We start from the raw sequence: 15,161 nt of genomic DNA on the forward strand, positions 1-15,161 counted from the left end.
CTTTCATGAAGACACTCATCTGCGGATCGATGGCCTACGACACCATCATGGTATTCGGCGACCGCTTCAAGAATCACATCCTGCCCGAGCAGATCCACATCCTCAACGTCGCCTTCCTGGTGCCCGACATGCGGCGCGAGTTCGGCGGCTGCGCCGGCAACATCGCCTACAACCTCAAGCTGCTGGGCGGCGAGCCGCTGATCATGGCCACCATCGGCGACGACAGCGCGCCCTACATGCACCGCCTCAAGCAGCTCGGGCTGGACGCAAGCCACGTCAGGGACGTGCCGGGCAGCTTTACCGCGCAGGCCTTCATCACCACCGACCTCGACGACAACCAGATCACCGCGTTCCACCCCGGCGCAATGACGCAGTCGCATCAGAACAAGGTGACGGACGCGAAGGGCGTCACCCTCGGCATCATCTCGCCCGACGGCCGCGACGGCATGCTGCAGCATGCGCGCGAATTCCATGCCGCGAAGATTCCTTTCATCTTCGATCCGGGCCAGGGCCTGCCGATGTTCGACGGCGACGAACTCATGGCCTTCCTGAAACTTGCCGACTATTGCACGGTCAATGACTACGAAGCCAAATTGCTGACGGAGCGCACCGGGCGCACGCTGGAACAACTGGCGAACGAAGTTGAGGCACTGATCGTGACACTGGCCGGCAGCGGATCGCATATCTACGCGCAGGGGCGCCGCATCGAGATTCCCGTGGCGCCGGCGAAAGCCGTGATCGATCCGACGGGATGCGGCGATGCTTATCGCGCCGGCCTGCTGTTCGGCATCAACAAGGGTTGGGCGTGGGAGAAGACCGGGCGGCTGGCTTCGCTGATGGGTTCAATCAAGATCGCGCACCGCGGCGGCCAGAACCACAAACTGACGCGGGACGACATTGCCCGGCACTACCAGGCGGCGTTCGGCGATATTCTCTGGTAAAGGAAACATCATGATGTCCTATCGATTGCTTGCCATCGCATGTGCTGCCGCAGCCACGGTGGCCCTCACCGGCTGCGCCGGAAGCCAGTCCGGCTCGGCCTATTCCCGCTCGCAAACGCGGGGCGAAATGAACGTGCGCATGGGTGTCGTCGAGTCCGTGCGGCAGGTGACCATCGAGGGTACCCAGAGCGGTACCGGCGCCGTGGCCGGCGGCGTCATCGGCGGCATCGCGGGCAGCAACGTCGGTCAAGGCAAGGGTTCCACGGTGGGCTCGGTGCTCGGCGCCGTGCTCGGCGGCGTGGCGGGGCAAGCCATCGAGGAAAAGGCCACCAAGAAGGACGGGCTGGAGATCACCATCAAGCTGGACACAGGGAAAATCATCGCCGTGACCCAGGAAGCCGACGACCAGTTTCGCGTTGGCGAGCGGGTGCGGATATTGTCAGGGAACGGGGTGACGCGGGTCTCGCATTGACGCGGCGCTAGTGGTAGCGCGATTCAGGTACTGATACCCTGGTTTTCGCACCACTGTTGCCAGCGCCACGCATCGACGCACATCTGCTCCAGCCCCCTCTTCGATTTCCAGCCCAGTAATTCGTCTGCCAAGCCGGGATCGGCCCAGCACTGGGCGATGTCGCCGGCGCGGCGCGGTCCGATCTTGCAGGGAATGCTGCGCTGGCTAGCCTGCTCGAAGGCCTTGACCATATCCAGGACTGAATAGCCTCTCCCCGTACCAAGATTCGCGGTGAGCAGGCCACCCAAACGATTGAGGTAATCGAGCGCAGCAACGTGGCCTTCGGCCAGATCGACCACGTGGATGTAGTCGCGCACACCGGTGCCGTCCGGTGTGGGGTAATCATTACCCCAGATGTTGAGGAATTCTCTCTTGCCTATAGCCACCTGGGCAACAAAGGGCATCAGATTATTGGGCATGCCCCGCGGATCCTCGCCTATCAGACCAGACTCGTGCGCACCCACCGGGTTGAAGTAGCGCAGGCGGGCGATGCGCCAATCGGACTCTGCATTGTGGAGATCAGCGAGAATATCCTCGATGATCAGCTTGCTGCGTCCGTAGGGATTCGTCGCCGACCGCTGAGAGTCTTCGCGGATCGGTACGCTCGCCGGATCGCCATACACTGTGGCGGACGAGGAAAAGACCAGAGTCTTGACTTCCGCCCGACGCATGGCGGCCAACAACTGGAGGGTGCCATTTACGTTGTTGTCGTAGTACTCGAGCGGTCGCGCGACGGAGTCGCCCACTGCCTTGAGGCCGGCGAAATGCATCACTGCCGTGATCGGGTGGCGATCAAAAATCTCGTCGAGGACGACGGAATCACGGACATCGCCCTCGACAAAATCCGGGCGCTTGCCGCACAAGGTTTCGAGCCGGTTGACCACATCGGCGCGGCTGTTGCACAAGTTGTCGAGAATCAGCAGGTCGTGCCCGGCCTCGGTCAGGGCCACGCAGGTGTGTGAGCCGATATAGCCCGTACCGCCGGTGACCAGGATCATGGTGCTGACTTCCAAAAAATGAACGCTGAAATTGCGTGCATGGATTTATCCTCGATTGCCGCCTGTTTCAATCCCAGCCCGAGGGCTTCGCCTGCTGCGGACAGGGCTGGCGCATGATGCGGCGGTCTTCCAGCCGCACCGCCGTCAGGCAGCCGCCCCAGAGGCACCCCGTGTCGAGCGCCAGAAGATTTTTCTCTTGGTGAAAACCCAGGGCCGACCAGTGCCCGCACACAATTTGATGGTCCGCACTCGCCCGCATCGGCGCGGCAAACCATGGTACGCAGCCCGGCGGCCCCTTGTCCGGCGGCGCCTTGGCCCCGGCGGCGCGGAATTCCATGGCGCCGGTAGCTGTCACGTAGCGCATGCGCGTCATCGCATTCACCACCACGCGCAGGCGATCCCAGCCAACGAGATCGTCGCGCCACGCTGCCGGCTCGGAGCCCCACATGTGCGCCAGGAAGTCGCGATAATCGTCTGCCATCAATGCCGCAGAGGTTTCGTCGGACAACGCCTTCGCCTGCGCGACCGTCCAGGTCGACAACAGGCCCGCATGTACCATCGCCCAATCGCCCTCGACATGAAACAGCGGCTGCGATCGCAGCCAAGCCAGCAACTCGTCCCGATCGGTGGCAGCCAGCACCGCTTCGAGCGTATCTTCCTTGTTGGCCTTGCCGTAGCCTTCGGCTTGCATCACCAGATGCAGATCATGATTGCCGAGCACGACCGTCGCCGCGGCGCCGAGCGACTTGACGAAGCGCAGCACCTCGAGCGAAGCAGGGCCGCGATTGACCAGATCGCCGACAAACCAGAGACGGTCGGCGGCCGGATCGAAACTGATATAGTCGAGCAGGCGGCGCAGCGGGTCGTAACAGCCCTGCAGGTCGCCAATTGCATATGTAGCCATAGCGCGGCAGTTTACCTTGAGCCCACATCCCAACCCAAAAATACTGATCATCCGCCGCGACAACATCGGCGACCTGGTCTGCACCACGCCGCTGATCGCCGCATTGCGCCAGCGCTTTCCGGAGGGCTGGCTTGGCGCGCTGGTCAATAGCTACAACGCTCCGGTGCTGGACGGCAATCCGGATCTCGATGAGGTGTTCGTCTATACCAAGGCCAAGCATCGCGGTCAAAACGAGTCGTTGCCGGGAATCCTCTGGCGTCGTCTGATGATGATGCGTCGGCTACGCCGAATGCAGCTCGACGACGTGATCCTTGCCGCGCCGGCGCCACAGCCGCGACTTATCGCGCTCGCGCGGTGGCTGAAACCCAAACGGATTATTGGCTTCGGGGAGAACGGCAGGCTGGATGTATCGCTGCCACTCGACACAGAAGATCGCCACGAAGTCGAGGACGTATTTCGCATCGCGGCGATCTACGGTATCGATGGGCCGCCGCCGCCGTGCCGCATCGTTGCCCCGGCCGGCGTATCGCCAGCGCCGACTCTTACCATCGGTGTCCACATCAGCGCGCGCAAACCCTCGCAGCGCTGGCCGGCGGATCGCTTTGCCGAAACCATGCGGGCGATTGCGGCACAAGGCCCGATACGCTTCATGCTGCTGTGGTCGCCCGGCGCTGAAGACAACCCGCTACACCCCGGTGACGATACCAAGGCGCAGGATGTACTTGAAAGAGTCGGCGCTGGCGCCACGGTGATTTCCAGACCCACGCAAACCCTGCCGGAACTGATCGCCGCCCTGGCTGAATGCGATGCAATGATCTGCGCCGACGGCGGCGCCATGCATATCGGAGCGGGCCTGGGCCTGCCCATCGTCTGCCTGTTCGGCAACTCCGGCGCGGGAAGATGGCGGCCCTGGGGTGTTCCCTATCGCCTGCTGCAGCCGCCGTCCTTCGATGTGGCAGATGTTGGAGTCGACGAAGTCGTCACCGCCTTCAATGCACTGAAGGCTGATATTCCGGCACGCGCGCCTTGAGTCCCTGCTTCACGTCGGCCTCGGTGCGCGACGGCACCGCCAGCCACTGCTCAAGATCGGCAAGCCACTGCGCATCGGGCGTAGCGGATGGCTTGGCAATGCGTAGCTTGGGATGGGGCGTCGGCAAGGTCGACTCGCCATCGGCCAGCAACTCCTCATAGAGTTTCTCGCCGGGGCGCAAGCCGGTAAATTCGATCTTGATCTCATCTTCGGTGAAGCCGGAAAGACGAATCAGGTCGCGTGCCAGATCGACAATCTTCACCGGCTCCCCCATGTCCAAAACGAAGATCTGGCCACCTTCCTGCTGCCGGCTGGCAATCAGGCCCGCCTGCAGCACCAGCTGCGCAGCTTCCGGGATCAGCATGAAGTAACGAATGATGTCCGGATGCGTCACCGTTACAGGCCCGCCTGCCGCAATCTGTTGGCGAAACCGCGGAATCACGCTGCCCGACGAACCGAGTACGTTGCCGAAGCGCACCATGACGAAGCGGGTGGCCGAAGCCTGGGTCTGCACCGCCCGGCATACCACCTCCGCCAGGCGTTTGCTGGCGCCCATGACATTGGTCGGATTCACCGCCTTGTCGGTGGAAATCAGCACGAACTCACTTGTGCCGCTGGCAAGTGCGGCGCGCGCCACGTTCAGCGTGCCCCGCACATTGTTCCTCACCGCTTCCCACGCGTTGGCCGATTCCATCAGCGGCACATGCTTGTAGGCGGCCGCATGGAATACCACGTCAGGCTTGTGTTCGGCGAACACGGCTTCCAGTCTTGAAGAGTCCTTGACGTCGCCGACCACGCAGCACACGGGCTGCCCTGCAAACTCCTGTTCGATGCTGTAAAGCGCAAACTCGGACTGCTCCAGAAACACCAGCTTGGCGGGAGCAAAGCGAATGATCTGCCGGCACAACTCCGAGCCGATGGAACCGCCGGCGCCGGTCACAAGAATCGATTTCCCGGTCAGTTGTTCCTTCAGTCCCTCGTTGTCGAGCAGCACCTGTTCGCGCCCGAGCAGGTCCTCGAGCTCGACCTGCCGCACCTCGGCAGCGGTGACGCGCCCGGACAGCACATCCGCCAGCGCCGGCACGGTCAAAGCCTTGAGCCCCGCACCCACCACCAACTCGACCGCGTGCCGGCGAGCGGATGGCGACGCCGATGGCATCGCAACGATCACTGTCGCCACCTGATGCGCCGCTGCAACCCGCGCCACGCTATCCAGCTGCCCGAGCACGGACACCCCCTGCAATTGCAGGCGCAGCTTGGCCGGATCGTCATCCAGCAAACCCACTGCGCGCCAGCGCTGACTGCCGGCAAGGTCACGCAGCAGCGCGGCGCCGGCGCCACCGGCGCCCATTACGATCACGGGTTCCGCGTTGAACCGGCGCGGAGAAACCAGTTGCCCGTCCCTCCATGCCCGATACAGAAACCGGCTGCCCCCCATGATCAATACCAGCAGCAGGGGATGCAGCACCAGGACCGAGCGCGGAACATCGTTGAGACGCTGGAACATGAGCAATACCGCCGGTATCGCCAAACCCGCCGTACCTGCCGCCAGTGCGATCCGCCGCAAGTCGGGAATGCTGGCGAAGCGCCAGATACCCCGATAGAGCCCGAAGCCGTGAAAAATCACAGCCTGCAGCGGAATTGCCCACAGCAGGTTGTTCCACATCGCCTCCACAAAGCTGGGGGGAATGTCGAAATTGAAGCGCAACGCATAGCCCGCCATCCAGGCAATGGCAGCGGCGCAGAGGTCGTGCAAGGAAGCAGTGAGCGAACGGGGATTCATGATGCCGCAATTCTACCGGCTACCTAATTGAAACTTGAAACGCAGCCCACTTCTACCGATCGCCTCACGCAGTTCCGGCCTTGAACCGAAGCGCAAGAGCCACGAGCGGGATATAGGCGACAACAAGGCCGACGACACCGTCGACGCGCCCGGAGGCAATCGCCATTGCCCACGGCAGTAGCCAGAAAAGGTTCAAGGCGGCAACGGCAAGGGTAACCGGACGATGGGCGCCGAACTCGCGACTGGCATGCTGGTAGGCGTGGCTGCAATGCGCCTCGTAGACCCGCTCGCCTCGCAGCAGTCGGCGAATCAGGGTAACAGTGGCGTCGACGATGAACACCCCGAGCAACACCAGCCAGCACCAGAACAGCACCGGACGAACCATGGCTGCCTGCAACGAGAATGCCCCTAGCATCAAGCCGAGAAATCCGCTGCCGGCGTCCCCCATGAAAATCCTTGCGGGCGGAAAGTTCCACAGCAGAAAGCCCAGGGACGCCGCCGCAAGCAGCGCGGGCAGGCCGGCGGCGTCGCCCATCGGCATGCCCGTCAGCCAGTACACCGCCGTTCCACCAGCGCCGACTGTCAGCGCTTCGACCCCGGCGATGCCATCGATCCCGTCCATGAAGTTGTAAAGATTCAACATCCAGACCAGGTAGAGTGCCGCGAGGACGGCTGCCACCGGTCCAATGTCGACGGCGGCGCCCATCCATTCGAAGCGTGGTATTCCGATCCAGTAGAGAATCCACGCGGCGCAGAAAAAGTGCGCAAGCAACCTCCATCGCGCGGCAATGTGGCCGTGGTCATCGACAAAGCCAACCGCTGCAACGCCCGCTCCACCGACCATCAGCGCGGTTGCGACCGCCGCGGATGCTTCTTCCACCAATATAAAACTTGCCATGAACGCCATGACGATAGCAACACCTCCACCACGCGGTGTCGGTGCGAAATGGGAGCTGCGTTCGTTCGGATGATCCAGGAGTTGCCTATACAAGGCATAGCGTCTCATCAGGCCTGTCAGGACAAAAGACAGTGCGACAACCGCTATCAGAATCCAGCCGGCCTTCAATTCAACACACCATGCTTGCGGTAGAAGTTCTGAAACGCCGTCGTCAGGCGTTCCTCGGAAAACTCTTCAACTGCGCGCGCCCGGGCGGCGGCGCCCATCCTCGAGCGCAGTGGCTGATCCTCGGCCAGTTTGAGCATGCCCAGAACGATCTCCGCAACGTTTCCCGGCTCATGAAGAATACCCGTCACCCCATCAACCACGGCGTCGCTGATCCCGTAGATGCGCGACGCCACGGCCGGCAGTCCGCCAGCCGCCGCTTCTATCAGCACACTGCCGAAGCCCTCGCGATAACTTGGAAGGCAGATCACATCCGAAACAGCCATGCATCGTTCAGGTTGCGATGTAAAGCCGACACGATGCAACCGCTGCCTCAGGGCTTCGGGCAGGTTCGCAATGCGCACGTCGTAGCCATCCTCATCCGGGCCTACCAGCACCAAATGCGCGGAGGAATGGCGGTGCGAGATTTCCGCAAACGCCTGCAACAGGTCGGTGACTCCCTTGTCCCGATTGAGACGCCCGACAAATAAAAAGACGAAATCACCCGTCCCAATCCCAAGGTCCCGCCGGCCTTGTTCTCGTGCCTCAGTATCCGGCGCAAAGCGAAGCGGATCAACGCCGACAACCGAGCCATTGCCGAGGACAGAAATTTTTCCCGCCTTGACGATTCCGTTCGCAATCAGAAAATCCCGCTGCGACAAGGAGTCCGTGAGTACGCTCGTCGCCAGCCGCGCAATGAGCCAATCCATCAGCATCAGGAATCGGCGGGAAAGACCTGCCCGCGTAGCCCAGACCTGTCCGGTGAAAGTGTGGAAGCGAACGGGCACCCCGGCAGCAGCCCCTGCCAGCATCGAAAGCAGCCCGGCCTTGGGCATGATCGAGTGCACGCAGTCGAAGCGACCGGATCTTAAGATGCGCCACAGCTTGAACAGCGCCAGGACATCGGACCCCAGACGTATCCTGCGTGGTATTGCCACTTGCCTGAAACGGACAGCGGAGTCAAACTCTCCATTCGCCAGTTCGGAAACGCCGTCGGCGACGAGCGTTACTTGGCTGCTTTCCGCAATCTTCCGGATATGGGGCCCGATATAGACCCGCAACGGCCAGGCGATCGTTGAAACGAAGCAAACCCGTGTGTCTGTTCTGGCCATCTAGTCAAGAAGCTCCAGCGCGCTCACAGGAACCGGGCGGGAGAATTCGAAGCCAAGCTCGCGCCGGATGAGGTCCGCGGGATACCTCGTCCGGGAAACCAGGGCATCGATCCTGGATGAAGTCAGCGGCCAGAACGAACGCCCCTCGAAAACATGGGTAAGGAGTCGCACCAGGGATTCCGGAACAACCAGACGGGGCCGGTTCCGCCCGTATGAGTCCGCAACCGCATTGACCAGTTCGGACAGCGGGCAGTCATTCGACAAGTTGTATATCTTGCCAATTGCATTCGGGCTGCCGGCGCAGGCAGCCAGCGCGCGCGCGACATCATCAACATGAACGTAGGTGCTTATTGCCTCTCGCGAACCCATGTAGAAAAACAATCCACGCCTCACCGCCTTCAGCAAATTGGGGAGCGACCGATTCGGCATGCCAGGGCCGAACACATTGGAGGGCCTGAGAATGGTCAGACTGATCTTTCCCTCTTTCGACGCCTTCAGAAGCAACCGATCCGCTTCCGTCTTGGTGATCTCGTATTCGCCGCGAGGGTTCTCCGCAGAACTCTCCGTGACAACTCGCTCCAGACCACTCCGCCCGCCCGGTCCGTATGCGCCCACGCTGCTCAGCTGGACCCAGCGGATGGGGTGCGAAGAGTTTCCCGCTGCCTCTCGACAAGCGAGATCAAGCAGGCGAGCCGTACCATCGACATGCAAGCGCCGCATGTTCAAGGGGTCGTTGATTTCGCCGGCACAATGGAATACCGCTTTGACACCGCAGAAGAGATCGGGAGGCAGGGATGATGGCTCCATCAGGTCGCCCCTGATTGAACGAACGCCGACCGGAAACACATTGTCGATCTTGCGCGAAAGCGCAACCACCGAATAGCCAAGGGAGCAGAGATGGCCGACAAGCGACCGCCCAATAAAGCCGCTTGCCCCGCTTATCAGTACCACCACGCTTTTAGGTCCACCTTCGTCGCATCAGACTTCAGTTAGCTGAGAGGCTATCCTCTCGTTCCCATCTTCCAACCCGTCATCTTTACAATCTCGGATCGTAGCCTGATCGAGGTATCTATCGACGAATAATCTCGGCTGGCCTGCTTAATGCAATGGAATTTGCACATAGTGCACCAAAGAACACTTGCCCACAAAGGACAAAAATGGTCCCGTAGTGCAGGGATGAAAGGTAACCGGCGAGCAAAAATACCCTGTTCTCTCTCGGACAGAAGTAGTACAAAGCAGCAAGGAGCCCAAACACACCCAGCAAACCAACTTTTTGAACTGCATCAAACAATACAAAATCCCCCCCAGTCTCGCTTGGTGTCATCCCCACTAAATCCACGCCAAACAATACATCTGAGAAACTACTCAACCGCGAAGCTTGCTCACTCTTGAAGTTCCAAATGAACTCCAAGTATCTGAAATTGACTCTCGATCCAATCAACGCCTCGAGAAAATCCGATAAAAGATAGCAACACAGAAGGAATCCGAGTACCACAATCAGTCGCTTGAACGTCTTGGTGCTCTCAGTGGTGTATCCCCGCACAGCCTTCTCAAATTTCCATTTACGCATTATCCGAGGAAAGCTAAGCCCTACCAACAAACCAAATGTCAAGTAGGCCGTTACCGAACCACACAATACAAACGCTAGAAATACACAACCCAATAGGTACGTGCTACTACTTGTATCAATATTTTGACGCACGCTTCTATTTGTATAGAAAAGAAAAAACATTATCGCCAAAATTGAACCGCTTACGCTCGAGTTCACTGCCGGGCCATAGGCACGCACTACCCCTAGTCCGATACTAGCGCGCTCTCCGGGCTCGGCATTTACTATGTCAGGATGCTGGTGGGTTATTGGCTGGATATCGAATATCGAATAGGAGATGACTTCATAAAAAACAAGGCCGACAAATATCCAAACCTGCCCAGCACCTATCCTCAATTTTCTATCAAGCGAAAACGCAGCAATCACAAAAACAATACCAAAATAAAATTGTAGGAGCTTTGTCAGTAGCTCGATTGAGGCCCCTCTAAGAAGAATGGAAAGAGTAACGAACCCAATCAACAAAAAACCAGCAATTGCTTCATTACATCGAACGCTCTTAGTTAGCCCTCTCGCGATACCAAGCACTATCAATGGATAGAATGCGATTTGGGCAGATATAACTTGTGAAAACAATAATACGAATACTTGGATGTCACTTACATTGGGAAGGCGGATTCGGACTGACCTCCACATACTCATGATCGTCCACATGATGTGAAATGAAATTGATTGCCATCACTTCTGGATTTCATATTGCACTCGATCAAATAGAAACGGTCTAGCCTTGTTAATCTGCAATTCTCGGATAAATTTCTGACTCTAGCCAGAGAGATTGTTGCGGCTCCAAAAAGTTTGCTACGTCCTATTTTGAAAACCTTCCGAGCGTCCTGTGTGCAAGATTCCAGGCAGATCGACCGAAAAAAGCCAAAAAATAAAGAATCAAGAATCGCCCACCTGCTCGAATGTGTGGTCGTAGCGCAGCACGCGCCAAGCCAGGCTGATCCCACGCCATTTCGGCTCTTGCCTGGTAATACCCCAGTTTCGCGCGGAAATGCATCAGCTCGGTTGGGTACTTTCGTTCCAGATCAGAACTCATGCTCAGCAGCTTTTGCAGAACAATGGCATTTTCCTGCGCGTATTTTTCGATCTTCCGCACGCTGCTCATTTCGCCATGTATGCGGTACTCGACCAATGGCTCGTCAATGTATCCCGCACGAACATGGGAAAGCAGCCGCATAAAGAGATCGTATTCCTCGGAAACTTCCAACTCGGGATCGAAGAACAGATTCAGACTCGAAGCCCTGAGCATCACGGTCTGCAGATTTACCGGGTATTGGCGCAGGAACCGTGAAAACACGTCCCCCTCCGGCTGTGCGCCAGCCAGCGCCTTCTGACGCACCCGGCCGTCGTTGACCAATTTGAAATAGTTGGAATAGCAAAATCCGGCATCGGGATTTTCGCGGAACCACCGTACCTGCAATTCGAGCTTGGCCGGCAACCATCGGTCGTCGCTATCCAGAAAGGCGATGAATTCTCCGTTCGCCTGCGCGATGGCCGAATTGCGCGCCGAACCGAGGGGAGTCGTTTGGCTGCTCAGATGGTATCGGATCCTGCCATCGGCATAGGAATGAACTATTTCGGCAGTTCCGTCTTCACTGGCATTGTCCCAGAACACCAGTTCCCAATTGCCGTAGGTCTGCTGTAAGACACTGTCAATTGCCTCACGGAGATATCGCTCACCGTTATAGCAATTCATGATCACGCTGACCAAGGGCCGGTCGCCCGGGCCTTCGGCATTGCTCGACTGATCAGTCTTCAGATGAGCTCCTTCAGTCTTGCGCATATGTGCTCGACGCCGATTTTGTCCAGATCCGGATGCAGGGGCAGCGACAGCAACTCCGGAAAAACCGCATCAGTCAGCGGCAGCGGCGATGCTGCGGAATCGCGGTACAAGGACAACCAGTGGTTGGGCTGGTAGTGCATGCCGGTCTGTATGCCCTGCTCCAGCAATCTCGACTGCAACATCTTGCGGTCGCGCAGGTCCTGGATGCGCACCACATAAATGTGCGGCACCACGATAGCATAATCTCGCGGCAGAGCTTGAATTCGCTCATGACCGTGCAGTAATTCGTCATAGCGGCGGGCGAGCTGCTGCCTGGCTTCGGCCATCTGCGGAAATCGCTTGAGTTGTTCGATGCCGATCGCCGCCATGATATTGCTCATGTGATACCGCCAGCCTTGCGCAGTAACATCGAATTCCCAACTGCGCTGGCCGGTGTAGCGCTTTTCCGTGTCCTTTTCCACGCCCAGCAGGCGGGCATCCTGAATCCGCCGCAGAACGTCCGCGTCGTCGGTGACGATGCAACCGCCTTCACCGCTGGTGATGTTCTTGATGCCATCGAAGCTGAAGCAGGCGATATCGCCGAAACCTCCGATCCGCTTGCCCTGGTGCGTCGTGCCGAAGGCATGGGCAGCATCTTCGATCACGCGCAAACTATGTTTCCGGGCGAAGGCATAAATTTCGTCCAGGGCGCCCACACCGCCGCTGTAGTGAACCGGCATGACCGCCTTCGTCCTTGGAGTCAGCCTCTTTTCCGCATCCCGCCAATCCAGGGTCAGCGTCCCGGCGTCCAGATCGCAAGCAACCGCTTTCGCGCCGGTCGCCGAAATGGCTTGAAAGCTGGCGACGTAGGTGAGCGACTGGACCAATACCTCATCGCCGGGCCCGATACCGCAAGCCTGCAGAGCAAGTTGCAGGGCGGCCGTCCCATTCACCACGCATACTGCAGGCCGCCCGAAGAATGCCGTCAGCGCCTGCTCGAACTGCTGTACTTCGGCGCCCATGCCCAGGAATTCCCGGTCCAGCACGCCCATCACCGCCAGTTTCTCGGCCTCGCCGACGCATGACTTCGACAGCCGTATCAGGTTTCCGGGTTTCAAACCCGCCATACTGCGTCTCCTGATTGCCAAAGCTCTTCGAGCTCGTCCCTGTCGCGCTTCGTATCCATGCAGTGCCAGAATCCGTCGTGCCGATACGCCATAAGTTCGCCCATTCGCGCGGCCTGTTCGAGCGGCTGCCTTTCCAGTATGGTCGTATCGTCCGTGATCAGGTCGAAGAATTCGGGCTGGATGACGAAGTACCCCCCGTTGATCCAGCCCTGGCCCATCTGCGGCTTCTCCTGAAAACTCGCCACCTTTTCGTTTTCGATCAGCAATTCGCCAAAGCGTGCGCCGGGATGTACCGCAGTCACCGTCACCATCTTGCCGTGGCTGCGGTGAAATTTCAGCAAGGCATTTATGTCGATATCGGCGACACCATCGCCATAGGTGAGCATGAAGGGTTCGTTGCCGATGAATGACTGCATCCGCTTTACGCGGCCTCCCGTCATGGACTCCAGCCCGGTATGCACCAGAGTCACCCGCCAGTCGGCATCATCGATCTGATGCGGCGACACCGCCCCTGTTGCCAGATCCACCGTGAAGTCCGCATTCAGCGAACGGTAATGAAGGAAATACTCCTTGATCAACTCCGCTTTGTAACCCAGCGCCACATAAAAATCCTTGTGCCCGAAATGGGCGTAGGTACGCATGATGTGCCACAGAATCGGCCGGCCACCTACGGTAACCATTGGTTTCGGAATCGCCTCCGTATACTCGGAAAGACGGGTACCAAAACCGCCGGCGAGAAGAATCGCTTTCATGCCTTGCTCTCCCACTGAATCGGAAATTCACTCTCTGGCTTGCGTTCGACCTCGCCCGGGTCGTGCGGAATATCTGCCAGATTGAGGACCAGGCTGTAGGGTGCAGCCAAGCCGCTGAAGCCGAACCAGATGCCCGGCGGCAGCGTCAGTCGGGCATACCGATCCGGCCCCAACAATTCCTCGCGCATCGCGCCGTCGTCGTCAATAAGCACGAACCGGACTTTACCCACCGGCACAACCAGATTCAATGTCATGCGCAGATGGCGTTTCCAGGCCTTCACTGCGCCTCGCTCGATGCTGGAAAAATATGCCTCCCCGAATCCGGCGAATCCCGGATCGCCGCATTTCATTGCATGCATTACATCGCCGCCGTCGACGGAAACCCGTTTCAGGGGCGTTACTACAACGTGTGCCACGCTCATCGCGCCCACGCCAACCCTTGTGCCCGCGCAGCATCTACGTAGGCCTCGATTTGCGCGGATGAAAAGTCGGCAATCGACTGCGCGGGTTGCTCGTAATAGCGGCGATACCACAAGGCGGTCTCGCGCACCGTCACATCGAAGTCCCACACTGCCCTCCAGTGCAGATGATGCAGGGCCTTGTCGCAGTTCAGTTTCAGGAGTCCGGATTCGTACGGCCCACCGTATTGAGCCGAAACATCTTCATAGCGAACCTGGTCCCAATGGTTCGACATTGCCAGAACCAATTCGCCGACCGAGTGATCCTGCTGCGCCGGCGGACCGAAATTGAAGGCTTGCCCATGCAATGAAGCGCCTTCCTGCAACGCCATGGCCAGATTCAGATAACCGCTGAGCGGCTCCAGGACATGCTGCCATGGTCGCGTCGCCAGCGGATTGCGCAGTGGCACGGTTTCGCCCCTCGACCAGGCGCGCATGCAGTCCGGCACTATGCGATCCTCCGCCCAATCGCCACCGCCGATCACATTCCCGGCACGGCCGACACCAATGCGCACCACGCCATCCGCGGAAAAGAAAGACCTCACATAGGAACGTATCGCCAACTCCGCCGCGCCCTTCGAAGCGCTGTAGGGATCGGGTCCGCCCAAAGCATCCGTCTCGCGGTAACCCCACACCCATTCGACATTGTCATAGCACTTGTCGCTGGTAATCAGCACGGCAACACATGGATTCTCAAGACCGCGCATGGCCTCCAGCAGGTTGATCGTGCCCAGGGCATTCGTCTGCCAAGTATCCACCGGATCGGCATACGAGCGCCGCACCAGCGCCTGAGCCGCCAGATGAAACACGAATTCGGGCTGAATTTTCTCGACCAGAGTCTTCAGCGCCGCACCATCGCGAATATCCAGTCGATAGTCATGCACCTTTCCCGCAAGGCCTGCCGCCATAAAATGTGATGGCTCTGACGGTACTCCGAAGGAGACCCCTGAAACCTGCGCCCCCAACCGTGTCAGCCACAGGCTCAGCCAGGAGCCCTTGAAGCCGGTGTGGCCGGTGACCAGCACCCGTGCATCTTTAAAAAAACTCAATCCATTCATCTTGAGATACTTCG

General features: G+C 59.1%; 15 protein-coding genes. 3 read left to right on the forward strand and 12 right to left on the reverse strand.

Features of this window, described 5'->3' with window-relative positions; translation table 11 throughout:
* The first annotated feature begins 5 nt into the window (after positions 1–5).
* Complete coding sequence (locus tag SUTH_RS16620; RefSeq protein WP_041100839.1) at positions 6–941, forward strand: carbohydrate kinase family protein; 936 nt, start codon at positions 6–8, stop codon at positions 939–941.
* A 10-nt stretch (positions 942–951) separates the two neighbouring features.
* Positions 952–1,413, forward strand: coding sequence for an outer membrane lipoprotein (locus SUTH_RS16625; RefSeq protein WP_041100841.1), 462 nt, complete (start codon positions 952–954; stop codon positions 1,411–1,413).
* Positions 1,414–1,436: 23 nt separating this feature from the next.
* Here SUTH_RS16625 and galE read toward each other — a convergent pair whose 3' ends face one another.
* Together galE and SUTH_RS16635 are read right to left on the reverse strand one after the other, a co-directional pair.
* The gene (gene galE / locus SUTH_RS16630) at positions 1,437–2,450 is read right to left on the reverse strand and encodes a UDP-glucose 4-epimerase GalE (RefSeq protein WP_041102495.1); all 1,014 of its coding nucleotides are present in this window, start codon (positions 2,448–2,450) and stop codon (positions 1,437–1,439) included.
* Between the two features lie 67 nt (positions 2,451–2,517).
* Positions 2,518–3,354, reverse strand: a complete 837-nt coding sequence (locus SUTH_RS16635) for a symmetrical bis(5'-nucleosyl)-tetraphosphatase (RefSeq protein WP_041100843.1) — start codon at positions 3,352–3,354, stop codon at positions 2,518–2,520.
* Between the two features lie 16 nt (positions 3,355–3,370).
* Between SUTH_RS16635 and SUTH_RS16640 the strand changes: the two genes are divergently transcribed.
* On the forward strand, positions 3,371–4,384 hold the full coding sequence (locus SUTH_RS16640; protein WP_041100845.1) for a glycosyltransferase family 9 protein: 1,014 nt from the start codon (positions 3,371–3,373) through the stop codon (positions 4,382–4,384).
* Here the strand turns inward: SUTH_RS16640 and SUTH_RS16645 are convergent.
* The 10 genes from SUTH_RS16645 to rfbG all read right to left on the reverse strand — a co-directional run bounded on the left by SUTH_RS16645 (position 4,344) and on the right by rfbG (position 15,147).
* The gene (locus SUTH_RS16645) at positions 4,344–6,167 is read right to left on the reverse strand and encodes a polysaccharide biosynthesis protein (protein WP_041100847.1); all 1,824 of its coding nucleotides are present in this window, start codon (positions 6,165–6,167) and stop codon (positions 4,344–4,346) included. The two genes, SUTH_RS16640 and SUTH_RS16645, sit on opposite strands and share 41 nt — an antisense overlap.
* A gap of 64 nt (positions 6,168–6,231) precedes the next feature.
* Entirely contained in the window at positions 6,232–7,233 is a 1,002-nt protein-coding gene (locus tag SUTH_RS16650; protein WP_148312960.1) for an MraY family glycosyltransferase, read from the reverse strand.
* Positions 7,230–8,381: a glycosyltransferase family 4 protein gene (locus tag SUTH_RS16655; protein ID WP_041100851.1), complete on the reverse strand. Its 1,152-nt coding sequence runs from the start codon at positions 8,379–8,381 to the stop codon at positions 7,230–7,232. The genes SUTH_RS16650 and SUTH_RS16655 overlap by 4 nt, the downstream gene beginning before the upstream one ends.
* Positions 8,382–9,335 (reverse strand): NAD-dependent epimerase/dehydratase family protein, encoded by a 954-nt coding sequence (locus SUTH_RS16660; RefSeq protein ID WP_041100853.1) that lies wholly within the window; start codon positions 9,333–9,335, stop codon positions 8,382–8,384.
* 115 nt (positions 9,336–9,450) lie between these two features.
* Positions 9,451–10,641, reverse strand: a complete 1,191-nt coding sequence (locus SUTH_RS19475) for a hypothetical protein (protein WP_148312961.1) — start codon at positions 10,639–10,641, stop codon at positions 9,451–9,453.
* 151 nt (positions 10,642–10,792) lie between these two features.
* Entirely contained in the window at positions 10,793–11,773 is a 981-nt protein-coding gene (locus SUTH_RS16670; protein ID WP_052473732.1) for a glycosyltransferase, read from the reverse strand.
* Positions 11,746–12,879, reverse strand: coding sequence for a DegT/DnrJ/EryC1/StrS family aminotransferase (locus SUTH_RS16675; RefSeq protein ID WP_041100857.1), 1,134 nt, complete (start codon positions 12,877–12,879; stop codon positions 11,746–11,748). Before SUTH_RS16675 ends, SUTH_RS16670 begins: the two co-directional genes overlap by 28 nt.
* Positions 12,867–13,631 carry a glucose-1-phosphate cytidylyltransferase gene (gene rfbF / locus SUTH_RS16680; protein WP_041100859.1) on the reverse strand — a complete coding sequence of 255 codons (765 nt, stop codon included), beginning with the start codon at positions 13,629–13,631 and terminating at the stop codon, positions 12,867–12,869. Before rfbF ends, SUTH_RS16675 begins: the two co-directional genes overlap by 13 nt.
* Positions 13,628–14,053, reverse strand: coding sequence for a hypothetical protein (locus tag SUTH_RS16685; protein ID WP_041100861.1), 426 nt, complete (start codon positions 14,051–14,053; stop codon positions 13,628–13,630). The genes rfbF and SUTH_RS16685 overlap by 4 nt, the downstream gene beginning before the upstream one ends.
* A complete protein-coding gene (rfbG, locus tag SUTH_RS16690; RefSeq protein ID WP_041102499.1) occupies positions 14,050–15,147 on the reverse strand; it encodes a CDP-glucose 4,6-dehydratase in 1,098 nt (365 codons plus the stop codon). Before rfbG ends, SUTH_RS16685 begins: the two co-directional genes overlap by 4 nt.
* Positions 15,148–15,161: the final 14 nt, after the last annotated feature.

Origin of the sequence: Sulfuritalea hydrogenivorans sk43H, from assembly GCF_000828635.1 — a bacterium.
GTDB classification, from domain to species: Bacteria; Pseudomonadota; Gammaproteobacteria; order Burkholderiales; family Rhodocyclaceae; genus Sulfuritalea; species Sulfuritalea hydrogenivorans.

Excerpts from the sequence above, each read along its gene's own strand:
- SUTH_RS16685 (WP_041100861.1), bottom strand. The coding sequence starts at position 14,053 with ATGAGCGTGGCACACGTTGTAGTAACGCCCCTGAAACGGGTTTCCGTC.
- rfbF (WP_041100859.1), bottom strand. The coding sequence starts at position 13,631 with ATGAAAGCGATTCTTCTCGCCGGCGGTTTTGGTACCCGTCTTTCCGAG.
- galE (WP_041102495.1), bottom strand. The coding sequence starts at position 2,450 with ATGATCCTGGTCACCGGCGGTACGGGCTATATCGGCTCACACACCTGC.
- SUTH_RS16635 (WP_041100843.1), bottom strand. The coding sequence starts at position 3,354 with ATGGCTACATATGCAATTGGCGACCTGCAGGGCTGTTACGACCCGCTG.
- SUTH_RS16655 (WP_041100851.1), bottom strand. The coding sequence starts at position 8,381 with ATGGCCAGAACAGACACACGGGTTTGCTTCGTTTCAACGATCGCCTGG.
- SUTH_RS16625 (WP_041100841.1), top strand. The coding sequence starts at position 952 with ATGATGTCCTATCGATTGCTTGCCATCGCATGTGCTGCCGCAGCCACG.
- SUTH_RS16620 (WP_041100839.1), top strand. The coding sequence starts at position 6 with ATGAAGACACTCATCTGCGGATCGATGGCCTACGACACCATCATGGTA.
- SUTH_RS16645 (WP_041100847.1), bottom strand. The coding sequence starts at position 6,167 with ATGAATCCCCGTTCGCTCACTGCTTCCTTGCACGACCTCTGCGCCGCT.
- SUTH_RS16675 (WP_041100857.1), bottom strand. The coding sequence starts at position 12,879 with ATGGCGGGTTTGAAACCCGGAAACCTGATACGGCTGTCGAAGTCATGC.
- SUTH_RS16670 (WP_052473732.1), bottom strand. The coding sequence starts at position 11,773 with ATGCGCAAGACTGAAGGAGCTCATCTGAAGACTGATCAGTCGAGCAAT.
- rfbG (WP_041102499.1), bottom strand. The coding sequence starts at position 15,147 with ATGAATGGATTGAGTTTTTTTAAAGATGCACGGGTGCTGGTCACCGGC.
- SUTH_RS19475 (WP_148312961.1), bottom strand. The coding sequence starts at position 10,641 with ATGTGGACGATCATGAGTATGTGGAGGTCAGTCCGAATCCGCCTTCCC.